The following is a 17,641-nucleotide window of genomic DNA, read 5'->3' as shown; positions in this document are numbered from 1 at the left end:
CCGTCGGCTGACAGGTCGACTGACGGCCGCCGAATCGTTCTGCGCGACCGGGCGATACTTGTAGGGGTGCGAGAGAGGAGAGGAAGATGCGCGTCGACCGGACGTTCACGCTCGCACACCTCCCCGACGTCGAAGGGGTATCCGACGAAATCGACGCGAGAGTTGGGTGACGGCGTCAGAAGGCGGGTCCCGTCAGGCAGCCTCGTACTCGCGCTCGTATATCTCGTCTATGTCGTCGGCGAACCGCTCCAGGATGTTCCGGCGCTTCTTCTTCATCGTCGGGGTCAACAGGTCGTTGTCCTCGGTGAACTCCTCGGGCACGACCCGGAACTGCTTGATGCGCTCGTAGGACTCGAAGCGCTCGTTCACCGCCTCGACCTCCGCCTCCAGCCACTCGCGGACGCGGTCGTTCCGGCAGAGTTCGCGGTCGTCGTCGGGCAGGTCGATACCCTCCCGGTCGGCCCGGCGGCGCACCTCCTCGAAGTTAGGGACGAGGAGCGCCGAGACGAACTTGTGGCCGTCGCCGATGACGACGCACTGCTCGACCACCTCGCTGGCGGCGAAGGCGTCCTCGATGGGTCCGGGCGGGACGTTCTTGCCCGTCGACAGTACCAGCAGTTCCTTGGCGCGCTCGCGGAAGCGGATGTAGCCGTCCGGCCGAATCTCGACGATGTCGCCCGTGCGGAACCACGGGTCGCCCCCGTCGTCGGCCTCGACGAACGCGTTCTCGGTCGCCTCCGGCATGTTCCAGTAGCCGGCGGTGACGTTCGGCCCGCGCACGAGGAGTTCGCCCACATCGCCCTCGGCGTCGGCGAAGGTTTCCTGGGAGACCATCGACTCGTCGACCCGCACCTCCTCGTCCTCGACCGGCGGGCCGATGGTGCCGACCTTCGGCTCTTCGATGGGGTTGACCGAGACGACCGGCGCGGTTTCGGTGAGGCCGTAGCCCTCCAGGATGGGCATCCCCATGCCGTGGTAGAGCGCACAGAGGTCGGGCGAGAGGCTACCGCCCCCGCTGATGAGGAAGTCGATGTTGCCGCCGAGTCCCTCACGAACCTTCCGGAAGACGAGTCTGTCGGCGACCGCGCATTTGGCCCGGAGCGCGGGGCCGGGCGAGTCGGCTTCGAAGTACTCCCGGCCGACCTCGGTCGCCCAGTTGAACAACCGCTCCCTGGCGGGCGAGGATTCGGCCTGCTCGCGGATGGCGTCGTACATGCGCTCGTACACCCGGGGGACGCTGGTGCCGGTGGTCGGCCGCACCTTCCCGAAGTCCTCCTGGAGCGTCTCGGGGCTCTCGGCGTACGCGACCGTCGCGCCGGCCGCGAACATCAGGAAGTGTCCCGCGAGTCGCTCGAGCACGTGGGCCAGCGGCAGGAACGAGACGGTCCGGGAGTGCTCGTCGATGACCGGCAGGCCGCCTTTGTCCGGCCGGGGACCGAACCGCCGGTAACACTGGTTGACGTTCGCCCGGAAGTTCGCGTGGGTGAGTTCGACGCCCTTCGGCCTGCCGGTCGTCCCGGAGGTGTAGATGAGCGTCGCCAGGTCCTCGGGGTCGCGGGAGTCGAGCCACGACTCGTAGGACTCGTCGTCGTAGGCCTCGCTCCCGCGCTCGTACAGTTCACCCAGCGTCAGCACGTCGAAGGGGGCCTCGGGTTCCTCGGCGAGTTCGTCCATCACGACGGCGAACTCCAGGTCGAGGCCGTCGGCCACCGACAGTACCCGGTCGAGCAGTTCGGCGTTCTCGACGACCACGCCGTCGGCGTCGGGGTCGCCTAGCAGGTACTCGACCTGACTCGGCGACGACCCGCGGTAGACGGTGGTGACGACGCCGCCGGCCGCCAGCACGCCGAAGTCGCACTGGGCCCACTCCATCCGGGTGTCGGCGAAGATGCCGACGCGGTCGCCCGCGCCGACGCCCAGTTCGCGGAACCCGGCCGCCAGCGAGCGCACGACGTCGCGCATCTCGGCGTAGGCGATGGCCCGGAACTCGCCGTCGGGGGCCGCGGCGACGGCACTCCCGGCGAGCGAGCGGTCGTACACGCCGCCCTTGTACTGCTGGGCCGGGCGGTTCGCGTGCCGGGCCGCGCTCTCCTCGAACATTCGGGGCACCGTCGACCGGCCGATGACCGGGTCGTCGTAGGCCCGCTCCGCGTCACGCCACTCCATACCACCGAATGAGGGTCCCGCGGCATTAAGCTACTGTAGAACGCCGCGGCGGTTCATCCGCGTTTATCGCGGCCGCGGAGGTTCGTCCGCGTTCCTCGAACACGTTCATTGAAAGCGTTCATCGAAACGCGACCGAGCGACCCGGCGGCGCGATGCGCCGCCGGGTCGCTCGACATCTGGCTATCCGGACCGCTCGGCCGTCGGCCTACCCGGACCGCTCTCCGCCCTGCTACTCCGACTGCTCCGCCGCCGAGTCGACAGCTTCCTCGGCTTCGAACTCGTCGGATTCGACCACCTCGTCGCGGGTGACCTCGCGGCCGAGTTCCGACGACAGCGCAATGCCGTCGGCGACGGCCATCGCCTCCAAGGCGAGTTCCGCGGTCGGCGTCGGTTCGGCCCGGCCCAGCAGTTCCTCGACCCAGTGGTAGAGCGGGTCGGCCGTGATACCGGCCTCGTAGGCCGCCTCTCCGCGCTCGCCGTCGAGGTACTGCCGCCGGAAGAGGTACTCCTCCAGGTCGGGGCTCGCGCGCATCTCGACGTCGGCTATCGTCGTGAAGAACTCGAAGGGGTCGAGGCGGACGCCGCCCCGCGTGCCGACGAGCGCGCTCCCCTCCTCGTCGAGGTAGCGCGACCAACTGGCGCGGACCGACAGCACCGTCCCGTCCTCGAAGGTGACGAAGCCGACGCCCACGTCCTCGACGTCGAAGCCGCTCTCCTCGACCCGGCGGCGGTACTCCTCGCCGGCCGGGTCGCCGGGTCGGTAGCGGTCGCCGGTCGTGTCGAAGGTCGCCCCGCGCACGCGCTCGACGGTCGGCGACCCCAGCAGGTAGAGCAGTTGACCGACCGTGTAGCTCCCGAGGTCGTAGACCGCGCCGCCGCCCGCGCTCTCCTCGCGGACGAACGCCGGCGTGCCGTAGCCGTCCACGTAGGGTGTCCCGCGTTGGCGCGCACCCAGCGCGATCTCCTCGGGGTCGTCGCCGAACGCCCACCCTCGGGACCTGGCGGCGACGCCGTGATAGATGTCGCCGAGTTCGCCCGCCTCGACGAGCGCCTTCGCCGCGCGGGTTTCCTTGGTGTAGAGCAACTGGTTCTGGACCGCGAGGCGGTTGCCGGTGCGCTCGGCGGCCTCGTACATCCCCCGGGCGGCCGCGTACCCGTCGGCCATCGGCTTCTCGCAGAAGACGTCGGTGCCGGCCTCCAGCGCGTCGACCGCGATGGACTCGTGGAGGCTCGCGTGGACGCAGAGGTTCACCGCGTCGAGGTCGGCCTCGTCGAGCATCGACCGGTGGTCGGCGTAGCTCTCGGCGCCCTCGACCTCGGCGAGCGCCCGCGCCTTCGGCACGTCGACGTCCGCGACCGCGACGATGTCCGCGCCCGGTATCTTCTCGTATCGTGCGGCGTGGTTCTGTCCTCTGTTTCCTGCACCTACGATGCCGATTCTGACAGTCTCGCTTACCTTGTCCCCCATTCGAGAATCGAGAATACGTGTCGGTACGGGCGGGTAAATCGCTGACGGTCGCGGGTCGTTCGACCGCGAGTCCGCCGTTTCGGAAACCTGCCGACGAAACCTATTTACCGCGGACGGTAGAACCCGAAACCGTACTCGGGGTTCCGTCCCGTCCTTTCTCCGCTCACCCATCGGTTCGCCACCCACCGGGGGCGTCCGCCGATGGCACTGCTCTGAGACGCGCCGTGCCGCAGGTGGCCCCGTCCCCAGCGAACGCTGGGTACCTCGACGGACGGCCGGCGCCCCCGGAGAACCCATGACACCTAAAACAGACCTCCCTGACACGGACCGCGAGGATGCGACGGACCCACAGATCGACGACTTCCCGGACGCGATAGCCGACGGTGCGGTGGTGCTGCTGGCCGGCACGGTCGACCCGGCGACCAGCGGCCTCTGCTTGCGCGCGTTATCACAGTGCGACGACGGCGACGGGACCGCGGTCGTCGTCACGACGACCGAAGGCGCGGCCGAGACCGTCCGGAGGTATCGGCGTGCGTATCCGCCTGAAGGCACCCCGGAACTCAGACTCGTGGACGCGGCGTCCCAGCAGTACGTCTCCGCGCTCTACCGGGACGTCCCGACGGTATCGCTCCCGAGAGCCGACGACCTCGAACGCCTCGTGCTCGCGCTGTCGGACCTGACCGACGCGAGCGTCCCGTCGGCCGGTCGCCGCCACCTCGTCGTCCGGTCGCTCGGTCCCCTCCTGGAATCGACGCCCGCGAGTCGGGTGTCGACGGTGCTGGAGCGAATTGCGGGGCTCCGCACCGAGAGCGGACTCGCCCTCTTCGGGTTCGACTACACGGCCCACGACGAGGCGACGCTGAACGAACTCGCCGCCGCCGTCGACGCCATCGTCTGGGCCACCCGGCGGCGCGACGGCGAGATTCGACTGAAACTCCAGTCGACCCAGTCGCTCCTGCACTCCGAGGGGTCGTCCGGGCGGTCGGTCGACCGGCGCGGGTCCGAAGATACTTGGTCGGAGAGCCAGAAGTAGTGACAACGACGCCGCCCGATGAGGCCATCACGGCTGAGGGCTTCGGCAGGAGAGCCGCGAGCCGTCCCGCTCGCGGTTTCCTTCTGCTCTTTTGCCTTTCCGGATAGACCGCACGGACAGCCGTCGGCTTCCTGCGAGCGACGCTTTCTCCCCGACGACCGCCGCGGAACGCCTACTCCTCGCGGTAGTCGAGATACGCCAGCACGCCGCGAGTGTTGAGTTTCTCCTCCTCGGCCGCCTTCCGTTCGCCCCACGTGTCTATCATCTGGGTCTCGTCGGCGAAGAACGAGACGACCGCCTCGTCGTCGCCCAGTTCCTCGCGCTTGGCCTCGACGCGCTCGACCCACCCCGACAGCACCGTGACGTACTCGTCCATCGCGCCCGGTTCGTTCTCGCGCGGACCGAAGTGGGTGTACAGCAACACCTCGGGGTCCAGGTCGCGAATCATCTCGGCGTCCTCGATGCACCGTTCGAGGTCGAAGTTCGACGGCGGCGAGGTCTGGCGGATCATCTCCTCGGAGGGGACCCAGATGCCCGCGGCGTCCCCGGCGACCAGCGCGTCGTCGTCGGTGTCGTGGAAGACGACCTGGTGGGGCGCGTGGCCCGGCGCGTAGTGAACGTCGAGGTTGTGGTCGCCGAGGTCGATGCTGTCGCCGTCGGTGAGTTCGACGATGCGGTCCTCGGGGACGGGTTCGGGTTCGACGTAGTACTCCCACTGGTCGCCGACCGCCGCCTTGGTCCCCTCGACCAGCCGGGAGGGGTCGACCAGGTGGGGCGCGCCGATTTCGTGGACGTAGACGTCGGCGTTCGGGCAGGCCTCCGCGAGGAAGCCCGCGCCGCCGGCGTGGTCGAGGTGGACGTGCGTGGGCGCGATGACCTCCACGTCCTCCCGCGCGATGTCGAGTTCGTCAAGCGCGTCGAAGATGTAGTCGACGTGGGTGCCGATGCCGGTTTCGACCACGGCCGGGCGCTCGGCGTCGTAGATGTAGACCGCGCCGTACTCGTCGGTGTCGTACATCCCGGTGTCGAGGTAGTAGAGGTCCGAGCAGTCGCCCTGCGTGACCTCGGCCAAGTCGCCTGCGTGCATATCCCGTGGGTGGTCGGGCCGGGAGAAAAGTGGTTCGTTCGGGGAAATCTACCTCGTCGGTTTCGTCGGTTCTCCGTCGCAGGTTCCATAAAACACTTGCCACGACGGCGCATCCGGCGGGTATGAACCGACGATTGGTCCTCGCCAGCGGCCTCCTCCTCGCGCTCGCGCTCCTCGCCGGCTGTTCGTCCGTCGGGTCGCTGGAGATGCGACCCGTGAACGAGACGGAACTCGCCCGCTACGCGAGCCATTCCGTCGCTCCGTCCGAGGCCGCGAAACCGAGGGCGGCCGACGCCATCGTGCGGAGCGCCATCGAGAACGGGTCGGCGACCGGCGAGGGGAGAAGGCCATCCGTCGACGTCGAGCAGATATACCGGTACGACGGCCGCTTCTACGAACTGTCTTCGGAGGTCACGGGAACCCGGCAGGCCGTCCACGTGAGCTACGAGATCGACTACAACGCGACCGAGTCGACTGCGAGCGGGCGCGCGGTCGAGTACGAGCGCCTGCCGGCCCCCGACCGGCGCGCGCTCGACGACCTGTTACCGCCGCGCTCCGACCGCCGGACCGAGGGGTACGACTTCGGCGTCGGCGTGACCCACACGCCCGCGGAGTTCGAGGCGTCCGTGCTCGCGTCCGACTCGGAGTACGACGCCGTCGTCTACGAGGGCGAGCGATACCTCGTCGACGCCGCCCGAACCCGGAACGTGACCATCGAGCGCTATCGGTACACCGCCACCGAGGTCGCCGAAAGCGCGGCGGCGTTCGGCGACCGACTGAAGCAGACCTATCTGTTCGAACTGACGGGACTCACCGACGCCGAACGGAAGGTCGTGAAGAGCGCGACGAACGACACCTACTACGCCGAGAGCGACGACGACGAGGCGTTTCGCTCGGTGGTCGAGCGATTCCGGCGACACAAGGCGTACAAGGAGGACGAGTACTCGGGGAGGTGGATCGTCGACTACCGAGGTCAGTCGTACTGGGTGACGCTGCGGTACGACGGATTCGTCGGCTGAGCCGCTTTCGCCGGGTCGACGCGGCGGGCCGCGGGAGCCGCGTCGCTCGGTCGCCGCCGGCCGATTCGCCCGCCCGACACGCCTTGCCAGTGGCTGTCCCACGAACGATACGATTTTTTGCCGGGAGCGGGATGTGGAGAGTAGGAATGCTCGACCGGAACTACATTCGAGACCATCCGGAGGCGGTCCGCGAGGGACTCAGGAAGCGCGGAACCGACGACGTGGACCTCGACGGAATCCTGGAGATGGACGACGAGTGGCGGCAACTCAAGGCGCGGGGCGACGACCTGCGCCACGAGCGAAACGAGGTAAGCCAGCAGATCGGCGAACTCAAACAGGCCGGGAAGGACGAGGAGGCCCAGGAGGCCATCGAGCGCTCGGGCGCGCTCAAGGACGAGATAGAGGAGGTCGAGGAGCGCGCGGCCGAACTGGAGTCGAAACTCGAAGCTATCCTCCTCGAAGTGCCCCAGGTCCCCCACGAGAGCGTCCCCGAGGGCGACGACGAGGACGACAACGTCGAACTCCGCCGGGAGGGCTTCGACGACCTCCGAGAACTGCCCGCGGCGGTGACGCCCCACTACGAACTCGGCGAGGAACTCGACATCATCGACGAGCGCCGAGCGGCCAAGACCACCGGGAGCGGCTACTACTTCCTCAAGGGCGAGGGCTGTCGGCTCGAACACGCCCTGATGCAGTTCATGATGGACGTCCACCGCGAGCAGGGCTACCAGGAGATATTCCCGCCCATCCCCATCGACAGCGAGTCGATGACCGGGACGGGCCAACTGCCGAAGTTCGCCGAGGACGCCTACAAGATCGAAGACGAGGACCTCTGGCTCTGTCCCACCGCGGAGGTGCCGGTGACCAACATGTACGCCGACGACATCCTCCTGAAGGAGGACCTCCCGCTGAAGCACCAGGCCTACACGCCGAACTTCCGGCGCGAGGCGGGCGAGCACGGCACCGAAACCCGGGGCATCGTCCGGGTCCACCAGTTCAACAAGGTCGAGATGGTCAACTTCGTCGAACCCGAGACGAGCTACGACCGCCTCGACGCGCTGCTCGACGAAGCCGAGGAGGTCCTTCGGCGACTCGAACTCCCCTACCGCGTCCTCGAACTCTGCACGGGCGACCTCGGGTTCAAGGCCGCCAAGCAGATCGACCTCGAAGTGTGGGCGCCCGGCGACGACATGGACGACGGTCCCGAGGAGGGCGGCCGCTGGCTCGAAGTCTCGACCGCCTCGAACTTCGAGGACTTCCAGGCCCGGCGCGCGGGCCTGCGCTACCGCCCCGAGCGCCACGAGTCGGCCGAGTACCTCCACACGCTCAACGCCTCGGGACTGGCGCTGCCCCGCGTGATGGTCGCCGTTCTGGAGTACTACCAGAACGACGACGGCACCGTCACGGTTCCCGAGGCGCTGCGGCCCTACATGGGCGGCAAAGAGCGCATCGAGGGCCACGAGAAGGTCGGCGAGAGCGCGCTCGGGTCGGGCGAGAAGGAGTAGCTTCGGCCCTCTCTCACCAGAGAAGCGCACCGATCAGGTCGAAGAGGAGCCACGGAACCACGACCGCGACGACGAGGGCGAGTCCAGCGAGTAGACAAAGAAAGGCGGTCCATTCGCCGACGACTCGCAGTTGCTCTCTCGACGCGACTCGGCGGGCCGCCACTGCGACTCCGAGTCCGACGAGCGCGACAACGACGAGTGCGAGGAGCGGGTCGACCGTTCCCGTGGACACGAACCGGCCGTATCTTTCGACCCACTCCGCGAGCGTGGCGGCCACGACGATCAGCGCCAGCCCGTAGATTTCGACGAACAACACGTAGACGCCGACGAACCGCCAGTCGAGCGTCGATTCGACCCGAGTCCCACCCACGTCCTCGGTGAACGCGACGAACTGCCGCCGAACCGTCGGGAAGGCCAACAGAATCGGGAGCGAAACCGCCGCGACGAGCACACCGCCGACGAACACGACGAACAGCACGACGAGGAAGAACAGCGTGAGCTTCAGGACCCCGAGCCCACTCGACTGCATGACGGAACACATGTCATATCAGGAATTTATAACTGATGGCCGGCGACCGGTGCGTTCGGGCCGAAGCGGACGGATTCGGCGGTTCCGGAGACCGACGGTCGTCCGCTAAATCCGCTTCGCTCCTACCGACCGTCCGAGCGCTCGCACAGCGTACTCGAAGGCAACCCGACCGCGTCGTTCGGGTACAGCGTCCGGACGGTCAGGCTCCCCCCGTTCGTGACGAGAACGGCGAGCGCCCACCACGACGGGTCGACCGACTCGGACAGCGACCACTCGCGTTCGACGCTCCCGCCGTCCGTGAGCGACGCCGAAATCGTGTACGTGCCCGGCGTCGCGGTGACGTGCGGCTGGATGGTGAGCGGCAACGAGGTCCGGTACTCCCGGCTCAGTACCGTCGCTCCGTCGCCGTCGGCGACGGTCACGTCGACCGTGCGGCCACCCTTCTCCGGCTGGTCGTAGTCGGGCGGCGAGTCGAAGTCGTAGAGCTGAAACCGCGCCGCGGGCGCGTCGGTTCCGTCCGTGCCGGACGCCGCCACGACCGGTTCTCGACACCGATAGGCGTTGAACGGAATCCGCCGGTGGACGTTCGGGCCGACGAAGTGGGCGACGCTCGACGCGTTCCGAGTCGCAGTGCTCGGCGAGCCGTCCGGGTCGTAGTACCGTGCCGACCCGCGGCATGTCGACAGCAAGTAGTAGCCGCGTTCGGTGGCGTGGGCGACGGCGACTCGGGCCGGTTCGACGGCGATGTCTATGGCGGGGTGCGAACCGGCGAACCCGCCGACGAGTTCGTTGTACACGTACCGCCGTTCGTGGGTTTCGACGAACGACCGGGCGGCCGTGCGGCCGGATACGCCACTCGGGGTAGGGAGCGACTTTGTCTCTGTGATCGTCGTCACGTTCGGCGACGGCGTCGGCTCCGGCGTCGTCTCTCGGACGGAGCGAGGCGTGGTCGAGCAACCGGCCAGCGCGCCGACACCGCAGGCCAGCGCCGCGACGATTCGGCGGCGTCTCATGGTCGTTCGGTCGGGCGAAGCGCAGGGCGGTCGTCGGGTCGTCCGGAGGGCATCGGTAACCGGCGGTAAGGTGTCAGTGCGGTAGCGTATGTTTTCCGGTCCGTCTCCGTCTCCGTCTCGCGAGAATCGCACAACCCCGTTTTACGTGCTGACCCCGTAGCCCGCACATGGGAGAGACGTTCGTCGTCGTCGGCGGCGACGCGGCCGGGATGAGCGCGGCGAGCAAGGCCAAGCGAGACGACCCCGACCGCGAGGTGGTCGTCTTCGAGAAGGGCGAGTGGGTGTCCTACGGCGCGTGCGGCCTGCCCTACTACGTCAAGGGCGACGTCGCGGAACTGGCGGACCTCGTCGCCGTCACGCCCGAGGAGTTCCGCGAAGAGCGCGACATCGACCTCCGGACCCGGAGCGAAGTCGTCTCCATCGACACCGCGGCGCGGACGGTGACCGTCAGCACCGACGAGGGAACCTACGAACAGGCGTACGACGACCTCCTCGTCGCGACCGGCGCGCGGGCGGTCGTCCCGCCCATCGACGGCGTCGACGCCGACGGCGCGTTCACGTTCCACGACATGGACACCGCCCGCGCCGTCCGCAACTACGTCGCGGGCGGCGGTCCGGTCGGGGGAGACGGTCCTGTCGAGGGAGACGCATCTCCGGGCCGCGGCAGTGCCGCGGCCCGGGAAACCGCCGCCGACGACGGCTACGGCACCGAGGCGGGCGAGTACCTCCGAGACGAGCGCCCCGAGTCGGTCGCCATCATCGGCGGCGGCTACGTCGGCCTGGAGATGGCCGAGGCGTTCGACGCCCGCGGCCTGGACGTGACCGTCTTCGAGATGCTGCCCCACGTCCTCGCGCCGTTCGGCGAGGCCGTGGCGGAGGTGGTCGAGGACCATCTCCGCGAGCAGGGCGTCGACCTCCACCTCGACGCGGTGGTCGACGAGATCGCGACCGACGAGGCGGGTCGCGTCGCGGGCCTCCGTGCGGCGGGCGAGTCCCACGACGCCGAACTGGTGTTGCTCGCGACGGGGGTCGAACCGAACGCCGAACTCGCCGAATCGGCGGACATCGAGACGGGCGAAACCGGCGCCATCGTAACCGATGAATACGGCCGGACGAGCGCCGAGGACGTCTTCGCGGCGGGCGACTGCGCGGAGGCCCACAACGCGGTCACCGACGCGGCCGACTGGGTGCCGCTGGCGCTCACCGCGAACCGCGCCGGGCGCGCCGTCGGCCGGACCGTCGCGGACGACCCCACCGAGGTCGGCGACGTCGTCGGCACGGCGGCGGTGAAGGTGTTCGACCTCGAAGTCGCCCGGACGGGCGTCCTCGACCCCGAGGTTGCGGCGGAGGCCGGCTACGACCCCGTCTCGAAGGTAATCACCGAGGAGTCGCGCGCCGACTACTACCCCGGCGGCAAGCCCATCACCGTCGAGATGGTCGGCGACCGCGAGACGGGTCGCCTGCTCGGCGCGAGCATGGTCGGCGAGGAGGGCGTCGCCAAGCGCATCGACACCGTCGCGACCGCCCTCCACGCAGGGATGACCGTCGAAGCGGTCCAGAACCTCGACCTCTCGTACACGCCGCCGTTCGGTCCGGTGTGGGACTCGGTGCTCACCGCCGCGAAGGTGCTCGCCGGGGAACTGGAGTGAGAGCGGTCGCTTAGTGCGTGTAGGTTCGAATCCGGACGATTCGACCGTCTTCGAGGTCGAAGACGTCGGCGAACGAGAACAGCGGTTCGCCCCCGGAGTCGAGCAGTCGTCCCTCGACGGCGACGGCACCGCCGTCGCCGTCGATTTCGTCGCCGTCGGTCCCGCCTGCTCCGCTGCTGCCTGCGCCCGCGAACACGCGCCGGACCTCGTGGGACGTGTCCTTCTGCGGCCGGTCGTCGCGCATAAATCCGACCAGCGTCTCGCGACCCTCGATGGTGCGGTCGGGGCGCTCGTGGACCACGTCGGGCGCGAAGCAGTCGGCGAACGTCTCGAAGTCCTTCGCGTCGATGGCGTCGTAGTAGGCCCGCACGGTCTCTTCGCTCATGGTTCGGCGCACGGCGGCGGGCCACCTGAGCGTGGCGGTGCGCTCTCACTCGCGCTTCCGTCCTCGGTGGTTTCGGCGGCGGGCCGACGCCGCGGCGCGGCGTCGGCCCGCCCGCGTCCGCTCGGACCGCTCAGACCAGCGCGCCCGACTTCAGCACGGCGATGAGGCCGGTCAGCGTGACGACGCTGGCGAGGGTGCTGGCGAAGATGGCGGTGCTGATGTACTCGGGCCCGGAGAGGCCGTCGACCGGGTCGTCGTACTCGATGGCGAGGATGAGCGGGGTGACCGCGGCGGGCATCCCGCATTCGAGGACGAACACCCGCGCGACCGCCGAGTTGTTGGCGGCGAGGCCGAGGACGACTGCCACGGCGACCCCGACCAGCGGCGCGACGACCAGTTTGAGTCCGTTCGAGACGCCGACCCGCGACAGCCCCGCGCCCTGGCGAGTGTTGGCCAACTGGATGCCGAGCACGAGCAGCATCACGGGGATGGCGGAGTCGCCGACCAGTTTCAGCGTCTCCATCGCGGCGGTGTCGGTCGCCGGGACGACGCCGAACCAGCGGGCGAGGCCGGCGGCCAGGACGGCGTACACAAGCGGCAGGCGGAACACCTCCGCGACCGAGGCGCGGAAGTCGGTGTCCTCGCCGCGGGACGCGAGGTAGACCCCGACGGTGTACATCAGCACCGACTGGCCCGCGATGAACAGCACGGCTGTCGAGCGCCCCACCACGGGGAACGCGAACGCCGACAGCGGGATGCCGTAGTTGCCCGCGTTGGGGAACGCAGAGGAGAGCACCAGCGCGCCCAGCACCGGTTCGTCCTCGCCGAGCAGGCGGCCGACGCCCTCCGCCACCCCGGCCATCGCGACGGTGAAGAGGCCGACGCCGACGAGCAGTTTCGCCGCCACCGCCCCGGACAGCGACGAGGTGGCGAGGCTGTGGAACACCAGCGCGGGCGTCAGCACGTAGATGGTGACGGTCCCCAGCGCTTCGACCTCGATCTCGCGGGCTCGGCCGAGGGCGTAGCCGACCGCCGCGACGGTGAGGACGGGGAGGATGGCCGTCGTCAGCGCCGAGAGGAGTGACACGTCTCGAACGGTATCGGTTCGCGGTTACAAACGTGTCGAAGGCGGCCAGCCTGTGGTGGTTTTTCTTCGGGCGTTGTTCACGGTCGACCGAGTCGTTTCGACGTGATGGAAAATTGGAACGTAGTCGCGAGTCGTTACGCTTCGATAGCACTTCGGCCAAAACCGAACTTCGACTGCAACCGCACCGCAGACCGCTACTTCTTCGACTACGACCGGATTTGACCTGCAACCGTACCGCAGACCGTTACTCCTTCGACCACGACCGAAATTCGACTGCAACCGCACCGCAGACCGCCACTCACACGACTCAAATGAGTAGTGCACCGCCACCGCAGGCCACACCCCTCCCCAGCCGACTCCTTCGCTCCTTGCAGTCGCTCAGTCGTCCCTCGCGCGAGGCACCGTCGGACCGTCGGTCCGACGGGCCTACACGCGCCACGGCAGAAGGGAAGATTCGAAACGTCGTCCTTTGGTCACGGCGCGCGCTGTCGGCTTCTGCGCGAACGCAGTGAGCGCAGGCTCGGGAGAGCGAAGCTCTCCCGGCGCCTCGTGAGCCGACAATTCGCGCGAGGTCTGCGCGAGCGGAGCGAGTGCAGGCTCGGAGGACGCGGTTTGTCCTCCGGTGGATGACTGAGTGAGCGCCAGCGAACGAGGGAATCGGCTGGGGAGGCGTGTGGCTGCAGTTTCATTTGTATCGTGCAAGCGGGACACTTCGATCACCCAATCACCGAATTAGTCTTCAATCACTAAGTTACCGAATCGCCCGCAGACCCACTCTCGTCCGTACCGGCACTTGCGGCTGTTAATCGTCGAACTCAGTCGAGAATCAGAACGGACGGACGTCCTACTCCGGCGGACGCAAATCGCGTCCGAACTCGTCGAAGACGTCCAGGTCGTCCGGGAGTTCGTACTCGATCTTCCGGGCCTCCTTGTCGGTTTCGACCTCCGCGTCCAGCGGTTCGGCGACGTCCTCCCACCCGGGCTTTATCTTGACGCTCTTGGCGGGCGACCCGACGGCGATGTGGTGGGCGGGCACGTCGTTCTGGACGACCGACTTCGCGCCGACCACCGAGTTCTCACCGAGTTTCACGCCCGCCCGGACCATCGTGTCGTAGGTCAGGCGCACGTCGTCCTCGATGACGGTGTGGTAGTTCTCGATGGCGGTCTGGTCGATTACGTCGTGGTCGTGGCTGTAGACGTGGGCGTCGTCGGAGATGGACACCCGGTCGCCGATGGTGAGTTTTCCGCGGTCGTCCAGATGGACGTCGTCGTGGATGACCGTGTTGTCCCCGACCTCGATGTTGTGGCCGTAGGTAAACGAGATGCCCTTGAAGAACCGGCAGTTGTCCCCGCAGTCGGCGAAGAGGTGGTCGGCGAGCATCCGGCGGAAGCGCAGGGCGAACTCGACGTTGTCGGCCATCGGCGTGGCGTCGAACTGCCGCCAGAGCCACTGGAGGTGCTTCGAGCGCCGGAACTTCTCCTCGTTCTTCTCGGCGTAGTACTCGCTCTCCAGCGTGGCGTTGCAGGGGTCGTAGCTCTGGAGGCGCACGCGCTCGGCGGGCGAAACCGACTCGCCGGCCTGCCAGCGGTCGTAGGCGTCGCGGTCGCCGTGGAGGTCGACCAGCACCTCCTCGACCACTTCGCACGTCCGCTCGGGTTCGTCCGGGCCCGCGTTCGACAGGCGCTCGTCGACCTCGCCGAGGAACGCTTCGAGTCCGGCCTCCATCTCGTCCGGGAGAGTTACGTGTCGTTTGGTCATACAGGGGGCCTCCGTCGCCTCGTTATCGAATCCTTCTCGTTCTGTCTTGATGGGGGTTTTGGTTGCGGCGGTACGCGTCGATAGCCGAAACCGGACGCGACGATAGACGAAGGCGAACGCGTCGAACGCCGAAAATCACCGCCGTTGGCACCCGAGCGGTCGCACAAAACTTATCTCATCGCTGTCGAATCTCCGCTCGTGACACTCCGTTCCCGTCTCGGCGTCCTCCAACTCCCGGTCGCCGGCGTCGGCGTCGCGCTCCTCGGCTCCGCCGTCGTCCGGTATGCAACGCTTCCGCCGTCGCCGCCCGGCAGCGACGGCTTCGTCGAGGGGCTGGCGTTGCTGTTCCTCTACGTCGTCGCGCTGGTCGGACTCACGACCACCGCGCTCGGACTCGCCATCCCGCCCGGCGATAACGTCGGCGTCCGGTTCTCCCGCCGACAGCGGGGCCTGTTCGTCGCGTCGGCCGCGGCCGCGGTCGGGAGCGTCCTCGCGCCGCTGTTCGCCCTGCCGGTGCTGGCCGCGCCGGGGGTGTCGCCGGACGCGTCGGTGAGCGCGGTCGTGTGGCTCTGGCTCGGCCTGCTGGCCGCGGCGGTGCTCGCGCTCGCGGCCGGCCTGGGCTGGCGCGCGCTCGAAGCGGTCGCCGACCGCTTCGAGCGCGCCTCGTAGGAGCAGTGGAAATCCGCGTAGAAGAGTCGATTCGGCTTCGCGAGTGAGGACGCTCAGGCCAAGAAGACGTGGCGCGGCCGGTCGGCCAGCACGTCCCGGCCCCACGAGACGGTGTCGCTGAAGGCGTCGCTCCGGAAGAAGCCCATCGCGTCCTCCTTCGACTCCCACTGGCTGGCGATGAACATGTCGTTCTCCTCCTCGCGGTTGACCAGCAGGTCGGTATCGACGTGGCCCTCGGTGTCGGCGAGCACGCCGCCGACGGTTTCGAACTTCTCGACGAAGTCCTCGCGGTGTTCGGGCTTGGTGGTGTAGAACATCCCCATCGTGCCGAAGCCGCTCTCTTCGCCCGCTCTGGCGACGATTCCGGGGAGGTCCGCGAGGAAGCCGCCGGCGGTGTCGGCGGCGCTCTGGGTCTCCCAGATGCTCACGACGGCCGCCCGGCCGTCTTCGGGGTCGGTTTCACTCTGGTAGACGGCGGTCTTGACGTGGGTGTCGTAGTGGTCGAAGTTCTTCCGCAGGCCCGAAACCTCCTCGAACAGTTCCTCGGGGTCGGCTTCGGAGTACAGCACCATCGCGTACACGTCCTCACCGTGGGGCTGACCGGCGTAGATGTCGAGGTCTTCGAGTTCGCCGCGGATGCTCCCCGAGTCGGAGTCGTCGTCCGCGCCGTGTCCCGACTCTCCGTGGTGACCACCCGAGTCGCCGTGATGGCCGCCGGAGCCGTGGTGGCTCCCCTCGCCCTCGCCGTGGGCGTGGTGACTCTCGGACTCGCCGTGGGGGTGGCCGCCCGCTCCGCCCGCCTCGGCGGGCACCGTCTCGCCGGCCATGAACGCCGGAAGGTCCTCGGGCGGGAACCGCCGGCCGAAGTAGAACGTGCCGAACTCGGCGTACTTCGAACTGCTCTCGTCGAACCGGAGTTCGTACAGCAGTTCCTTGATATCGGTCGGGTCGTCGCCGAACAGGTCGACGCCCCACTCGAAGTCGTCCATCCCGATGGAGCCGGTGATTATCTGCTTGACCTTGCCGGCGTAGGTCTTGCCGATCTCGCCGTGGGTGTCGAGCATGTCGGCGCGCTCGTCGAACGGCAGGTCGTACCAGTTCTGGTCCGGCTGGCGGCGCTTGTTCATCGGGTAGAAGCAGACGAACTCGGCGTCCGGGATCTGGGGGTAGAGCTTGCTCTCGGCGTACCGGGCCAGCCCGGTGTCCTCTATCTCCGAGGGTTCCTTGGTCATCTCCTCGGAGTTGTAGCCGCCGACCTCCGTCACCGAGACGTACGAGCCGGTGCGCTCGGTGAACTCCGCGAACGCGGTGTCCTCGAAGGCCCGCTCGGCCGTGTCGAGTTGCGAGACCTCCGGCCGGAAGTGCAGGACGAGCAGGTCGGCCTTGTGGCCCAAGACGGTGAAGACTGCCGAGGAGCCGTCCTCGGCGTCGGTCACGTCCTCGTGCGCCCGGAGGAATCCCGTCCCCTCTCCGAGCGCGCGCTCCCGAACTCGCTCGGGGGCGTCGCGCCACGCGTCCCAGTCCACGGTCCGGAAGTCGTGTAGCGCGTACCAGCCTTCGTTCGTCGCCGGTGGCTTTCTCGTCATGGTTCGTCCTCGGTACCGACGGCCTAAGGAGTTTTTGAGTCGCACTCGCGGGTTCCAGCCTCCGGACCGACCCGGTCGTTCGCGGCGGGCGTCCCCCCGACCGAAAGTCTTTCAAAACCGCGATTTAAATACCCCACCAATGCGGAAGAGCGGCCCGCCGAAAGGGCTCATCTCGTACCTCGTGCTCGAACTGCTCGACGAGAAGCCGCGATACGGGTACGAGATACTCAAGGAGATACGCGAGATAAGCGGCGGGCACTGGGAGCCCTCCTACGGGTCGGTCTACCCGATTCTCTACAAGTTCGAGGAGAAGGGCTGGGCCGAGCGCATCGAGCGCGCGGACGAACCCGACCGCAAGTACTTCGAACTCACCGACGCGGGCCGCGAGGAACTCGCCGAGAAGCGCCGCGAGAGCGGCGGGAAGGCCCGCGACTTCGCCGACGTCATCCTGGGTTTCTACCACGTCTTCGCGGCGTTCGCCACCGACGACCGCTTCGAGGTCGAGGACCGCGACGACGAGTGGCGCTTCGACGAGGAGTTCAGCGCCTGGATCGTCGAACAGCTAATTCGCCACTACGAGCGCGACTTCGGCGACTTCGAGCGCGTTCCGGACACGCCGGAGGAGTTCTACGAGCGGATGGGACTCGACGGCGAGGAGTGAGCCGTTCGGTTCGCCCGCGAGGAGC

15 protein-coding genes are annotated in these 17,641 nt (G+C 68.1%); 6 read left to right on the top strand and 9 right to left on the bottom strand.

Annotated features, from left to right (window positions below; genetic code table 11):
* Nucleotides 1-192 precede the first annotated feature (192 nt).
* A complete protein-coding gene (locus NGM07_RS09785) occupies nt 193-2,166 on the bottom strand; it encodes an AMP-dependent synthetase/ligase (RefSeq protein ID WP_253520034.1) in 1,974 nt (657 codons plus the stop codon).
* 229 nt (nt 2,167-2,395) lie between these two features.
* Nucleotides 2,396-3,634 carry a Gfo/Idh/MocA family protein gene (locus NGM07_RS09780; RefSeq protein ID WP_253520031.1) on the bottom strand — a complete coding sequence of 413 codons (1,239 nt, stop codon included), beginning with the start codon at nt 3,632-3,634 and terminating at the stop codon, nt 2,396-2,398.
* Nucleotides 3,635-3,929: 295 nt separating this feature from the next.
* On the opposite strand from NGM07_RS09780, the gene NGM07_RS09775 reads away from it, so the two are divergent.
* Complete coding sequence (locus NGM07_RS09775) at nt 3,930-4,667, top strand: DUF7504 family protein (RefSeq protein ID WP_253520029.1); 738 nt, start codon at nt 3,930-3,932, stop codon at nt 4,665-4,667.
* Nucleotides 4,668-4,839: 172 nt separating this feature from the next.
* Here the strand turns inward: NGM07_RS09775 and NGM07_RS09770 are convergent, their stop codons facing one another.
* The gene (locus NGM07_RS09770; protein WP_253520027.1) at nt 4,840-5,754 is read right to left on the bottom strand and encodes an MBL fold metallo-hydrolase; all 915 of its coding nucleotides are present in this window, start codon (nt 5,752-5,754) and stop codon (nt 4,840-4,842) included.
* Nucleotides 5,755-5,876: 122 nt separating this feature from the next.
* Here NGM07_RS09770 and NGM07_RS09765 point away from each other — a divergent pair, with 122 nt between their 5' ends.
* Together NGM07_RS09765 and serS are read left to right on the top strand one after the other, a co-directional pair.
* Complete coding sequence (locus NGM07_RS09765) at nt 5,877-6,773, top strand: hypothetical protein (RefSeq protein WP_253520025.1); 897 nt, start codon at nt 5,877-5,879, stop codon at nt 6,771-6,773.
* A 146-nt stretch (nt 6,774-6,919) separates the two neighbouring features.
* Nucleotides 6,920-8,278, top strand: coding sequence for a serine--tRNA ligase (gene serS, locus NGM07_RS09760; RefSeq protein ID WP_253520023.1), 1,359 nt, complete (start codon nt 6,920-6,922; stop codon nt 8,276-8,278).
* Between the two features lie 13 nt (nt 8,279-8,291).
* Here serS and NGM07_RS09755 read toward each other — a convergent pair whose 3' ends face one another.
* Complete coding sequence (locus tag NGM07_RS09755) at nt 8,292-8,807, bottom strand: hypothetical protein (protein ID WP_253520021.1); 516 nt, start codon at nt 8,805-8,807, stop codon at nt 8,292-8,294.
* Nucleotides 8,808-8,929: 122 nt separating this feature from the next.
* Nucleotides 8,930-9,820 (bottom strand): Ig-like domain-containing protein, encoded by an 891-nt coding sequence (locus NGM07_RS09750; protein WP_253520019.1) that lies wholly within the window; start codon nt 9,818-9,820, stop codon nt 8,930-8,932.
* A gap of 167 nt (nt 9,821-9,987) precedes the next feature.
* Here NGM07_RS09750 and NGM07_RS09745 point away from each other — a divergent pair, with 167 nt between their 5' ends.
* On the top strand, nt 9,988-11,469 hold the full coding sequence (locus NGM07_RS09745; RefSeq protein WP_253520017.1) for an FAD-dependent oxidoreductase: 1,482 nt from the start codon (nt 9,988-9,990) through the stop codon (nt 11,467-11,469).
* A 10-nt stretch (nt 11,470-11,479) separates the two neighbouring features.
* Here the strand turns inward: NGM07_RS09745 and NGM07_RS09740 are convergent, their stop codons facing one another.
* The 3 genes from NGM07_RS09740 to NGM07_RS09730 form a co-directional block, all read right to left on the bottom strand.
* Nucleotides 11,480-11,854, bottom strand: coding sequence for a nuclear transport factor 2 family protein (locus tag NGM07_RS09740; RefSeq protein WP_253520015.1), 375 nt, complete (start codon nt 11,852-11,854; stop codon nt 11,480-11,482).
* Nucleotides 11,855-11,984: 130 nt separating this feature from the next.
* A complete protein-coding gene (locus NGM07_RS09735; RefSeq protein ID WP_253520013.1) occupies nt 11,985-12,941 on the bottom strand; it encodes an AEC family transporter in 957 nt (318 codons plus the stop codon).
* Nucleotides 12,942-13,785: 844 nt separating this feature from the next.
* Entirely contained in the window at nt 13,786-14,700 is a 915-nt protein-coding gene (locus NGM07_RS09730; RefSeq protein WP_253520011.1) for an acyltransferase, read from the bottom strand.
* A gap of 198 nt (nt 14,701-14,898) precedes the next feature.
* Between NGM07_RS09730 and NGM07_RS09725 the strand changes: the two genes are divergently transcribed.
* Nucleotides 14,899-15,369, top strand: a complete 471-nt coding sequence (locus NGM07_RS09725; protein ID WP_253520008.1) for a hypothetical protein — start codon at nt 14,899-14,901, stop codon at nt 15,367-15,369.
* A 53-nt stretch (nt 15,370-15,422) separates the two neighbouring features.
* Here the strand turns inward: NGM07_RS09725 and NGM07_RS09720 are convergent, their stop codons facing one another.
* Nucleotides 15,423-16,955: a heme-binding protein gene (locus tag NGM07_RS09720; protein WP_253520006.1), complete on the bottom strand. Its 1,533-nt coding sequence runs from the start codon at nt 16,953-16,955 to the stop codon at nt 15,423-15,425.
* A 139-nt stretch (nt 16,956-17,094) separates the two neighbouring features.
* On the opposite strand from NGM07_RS09720, the gene NGM07_RS09715 reads away from it, so the two are divergent.
* Nucleotides 17,095-17,616 carry a helix-turn-helix transcriptional regulator gene (locus tag NGM07_RS09715; RefSeq protein ID WP_253520003.1) on the top strand — a complete coding sequence of 174 codons (522 nt, stop codon included), beginning with the start codon at nt 17,095-17,097 and terminating at the stop codon, nt 17,614-17,616.
* Nucleotides 17,617-17,641: the final 25 nt, after the last annotated feature.

Source organism: Halorussus vallis, from assembly GCF_024138165.1.
In the GTDB taxonomy this organism is placed as follows: domain Archaea; phylum Halobacteriota; class Halobacteria; order Halobacteriales; family Haladaptataceae; genus Halorussus; species Halorussus vallis.
Note: the sequence above shows the minus strand (reverse complement) of the source record. Positions and strands in the feature narration are given on the sequence as shown.

Coding starts and splice junctions, on each gene's coding strand:
- NGM07_RS09785 (WP_253520034.1), bottom strand. CDS start 2,166: ATGGAGTGGCGTGACGCGGAGCGGGCCTACGACGACCCGGTCATCGGC.
- NGM07_RS09780 (WP_253520031.1), bottom strand. CDS start 3,634: ATGGGGGACAAGGTAAGCGAGACTGTCAGAATCGGCATCGTAGGTGCA.
- NGM07_RS09775 (WP_253520029.1), top strand. CDS start 3,930: ATGACACCTAAAACAGACCTCCCTGACACGGACCGCGAGGATGCGACG.
- NGM07_RS09770 (WP_253520027.1), bottom strand. CDS start 5,754: ATGCACGCAGGCGACTTGGCCGAGGTCACGCAGGGCGACTGCTCGGAC.
- NGM07_RS09765 (WP_253520025.1), top strand. CDS start 5,877: ATGAACCGACGATTGGTCCTCGCCAGCGGCCTCCTCCTCGCGCTCGCG.
- serS (WP_253520023.1), top strand. CDS start 6,920: ATGCTCGACCGGAACTACATTCGAGACCATCCGGAGGCGGTCCGCGAG.
- NGM07_RS09755 (WP_253520021.1), bottom strand. CDS start 8,807: ATGCAGTCGAGTGGGCTCGGGGTCCTGAAGCTCACGCTGTTCTTCCTC.
- NGM07_RS09750 (WP_253520019.1), bottom strand. CDS start 9,820: ATGAGACGCCGCCGAATCGTCGCGGCGCTGGCCTGCGGTGTCGGCGCG.
- NGM07_RS09745 (WP_253520017.1), top strand. CDS start 9,988: ATGGGAGAGACGTTCGTCGTCGTCGGCGGCGACGCGGCCGGGATGAGC.
- NGM07_RS09740 (WP_253520015.1), bottom strand. CDS start 11,854: ATGAGCGAAGAGACCGTGCGGGCCTACTACGACGCCATCGACGCGAAG.
- NGM07_RS09730 (WP_253520011.1), bottom strand. CDS start 14,700: ATGACCAAACGACACGTAACTCTCCCGGACGAGATGGAGGCCGGACTC.
- NGM07_RS09720 (WP_253520006.1), bottom strand. CDS start 16,955: ATGACGAGAAAGCCACCGGCGACGAACGAAGGCTGGTACGCGCTACAC.
- NGM07_RS09715 (WP_253520003.1), top strand. CDS start 17,095: ATGCGGAAGAGCGGCCCGCCGAAAGGGCTCATCTCGTACCTCGTGCTC.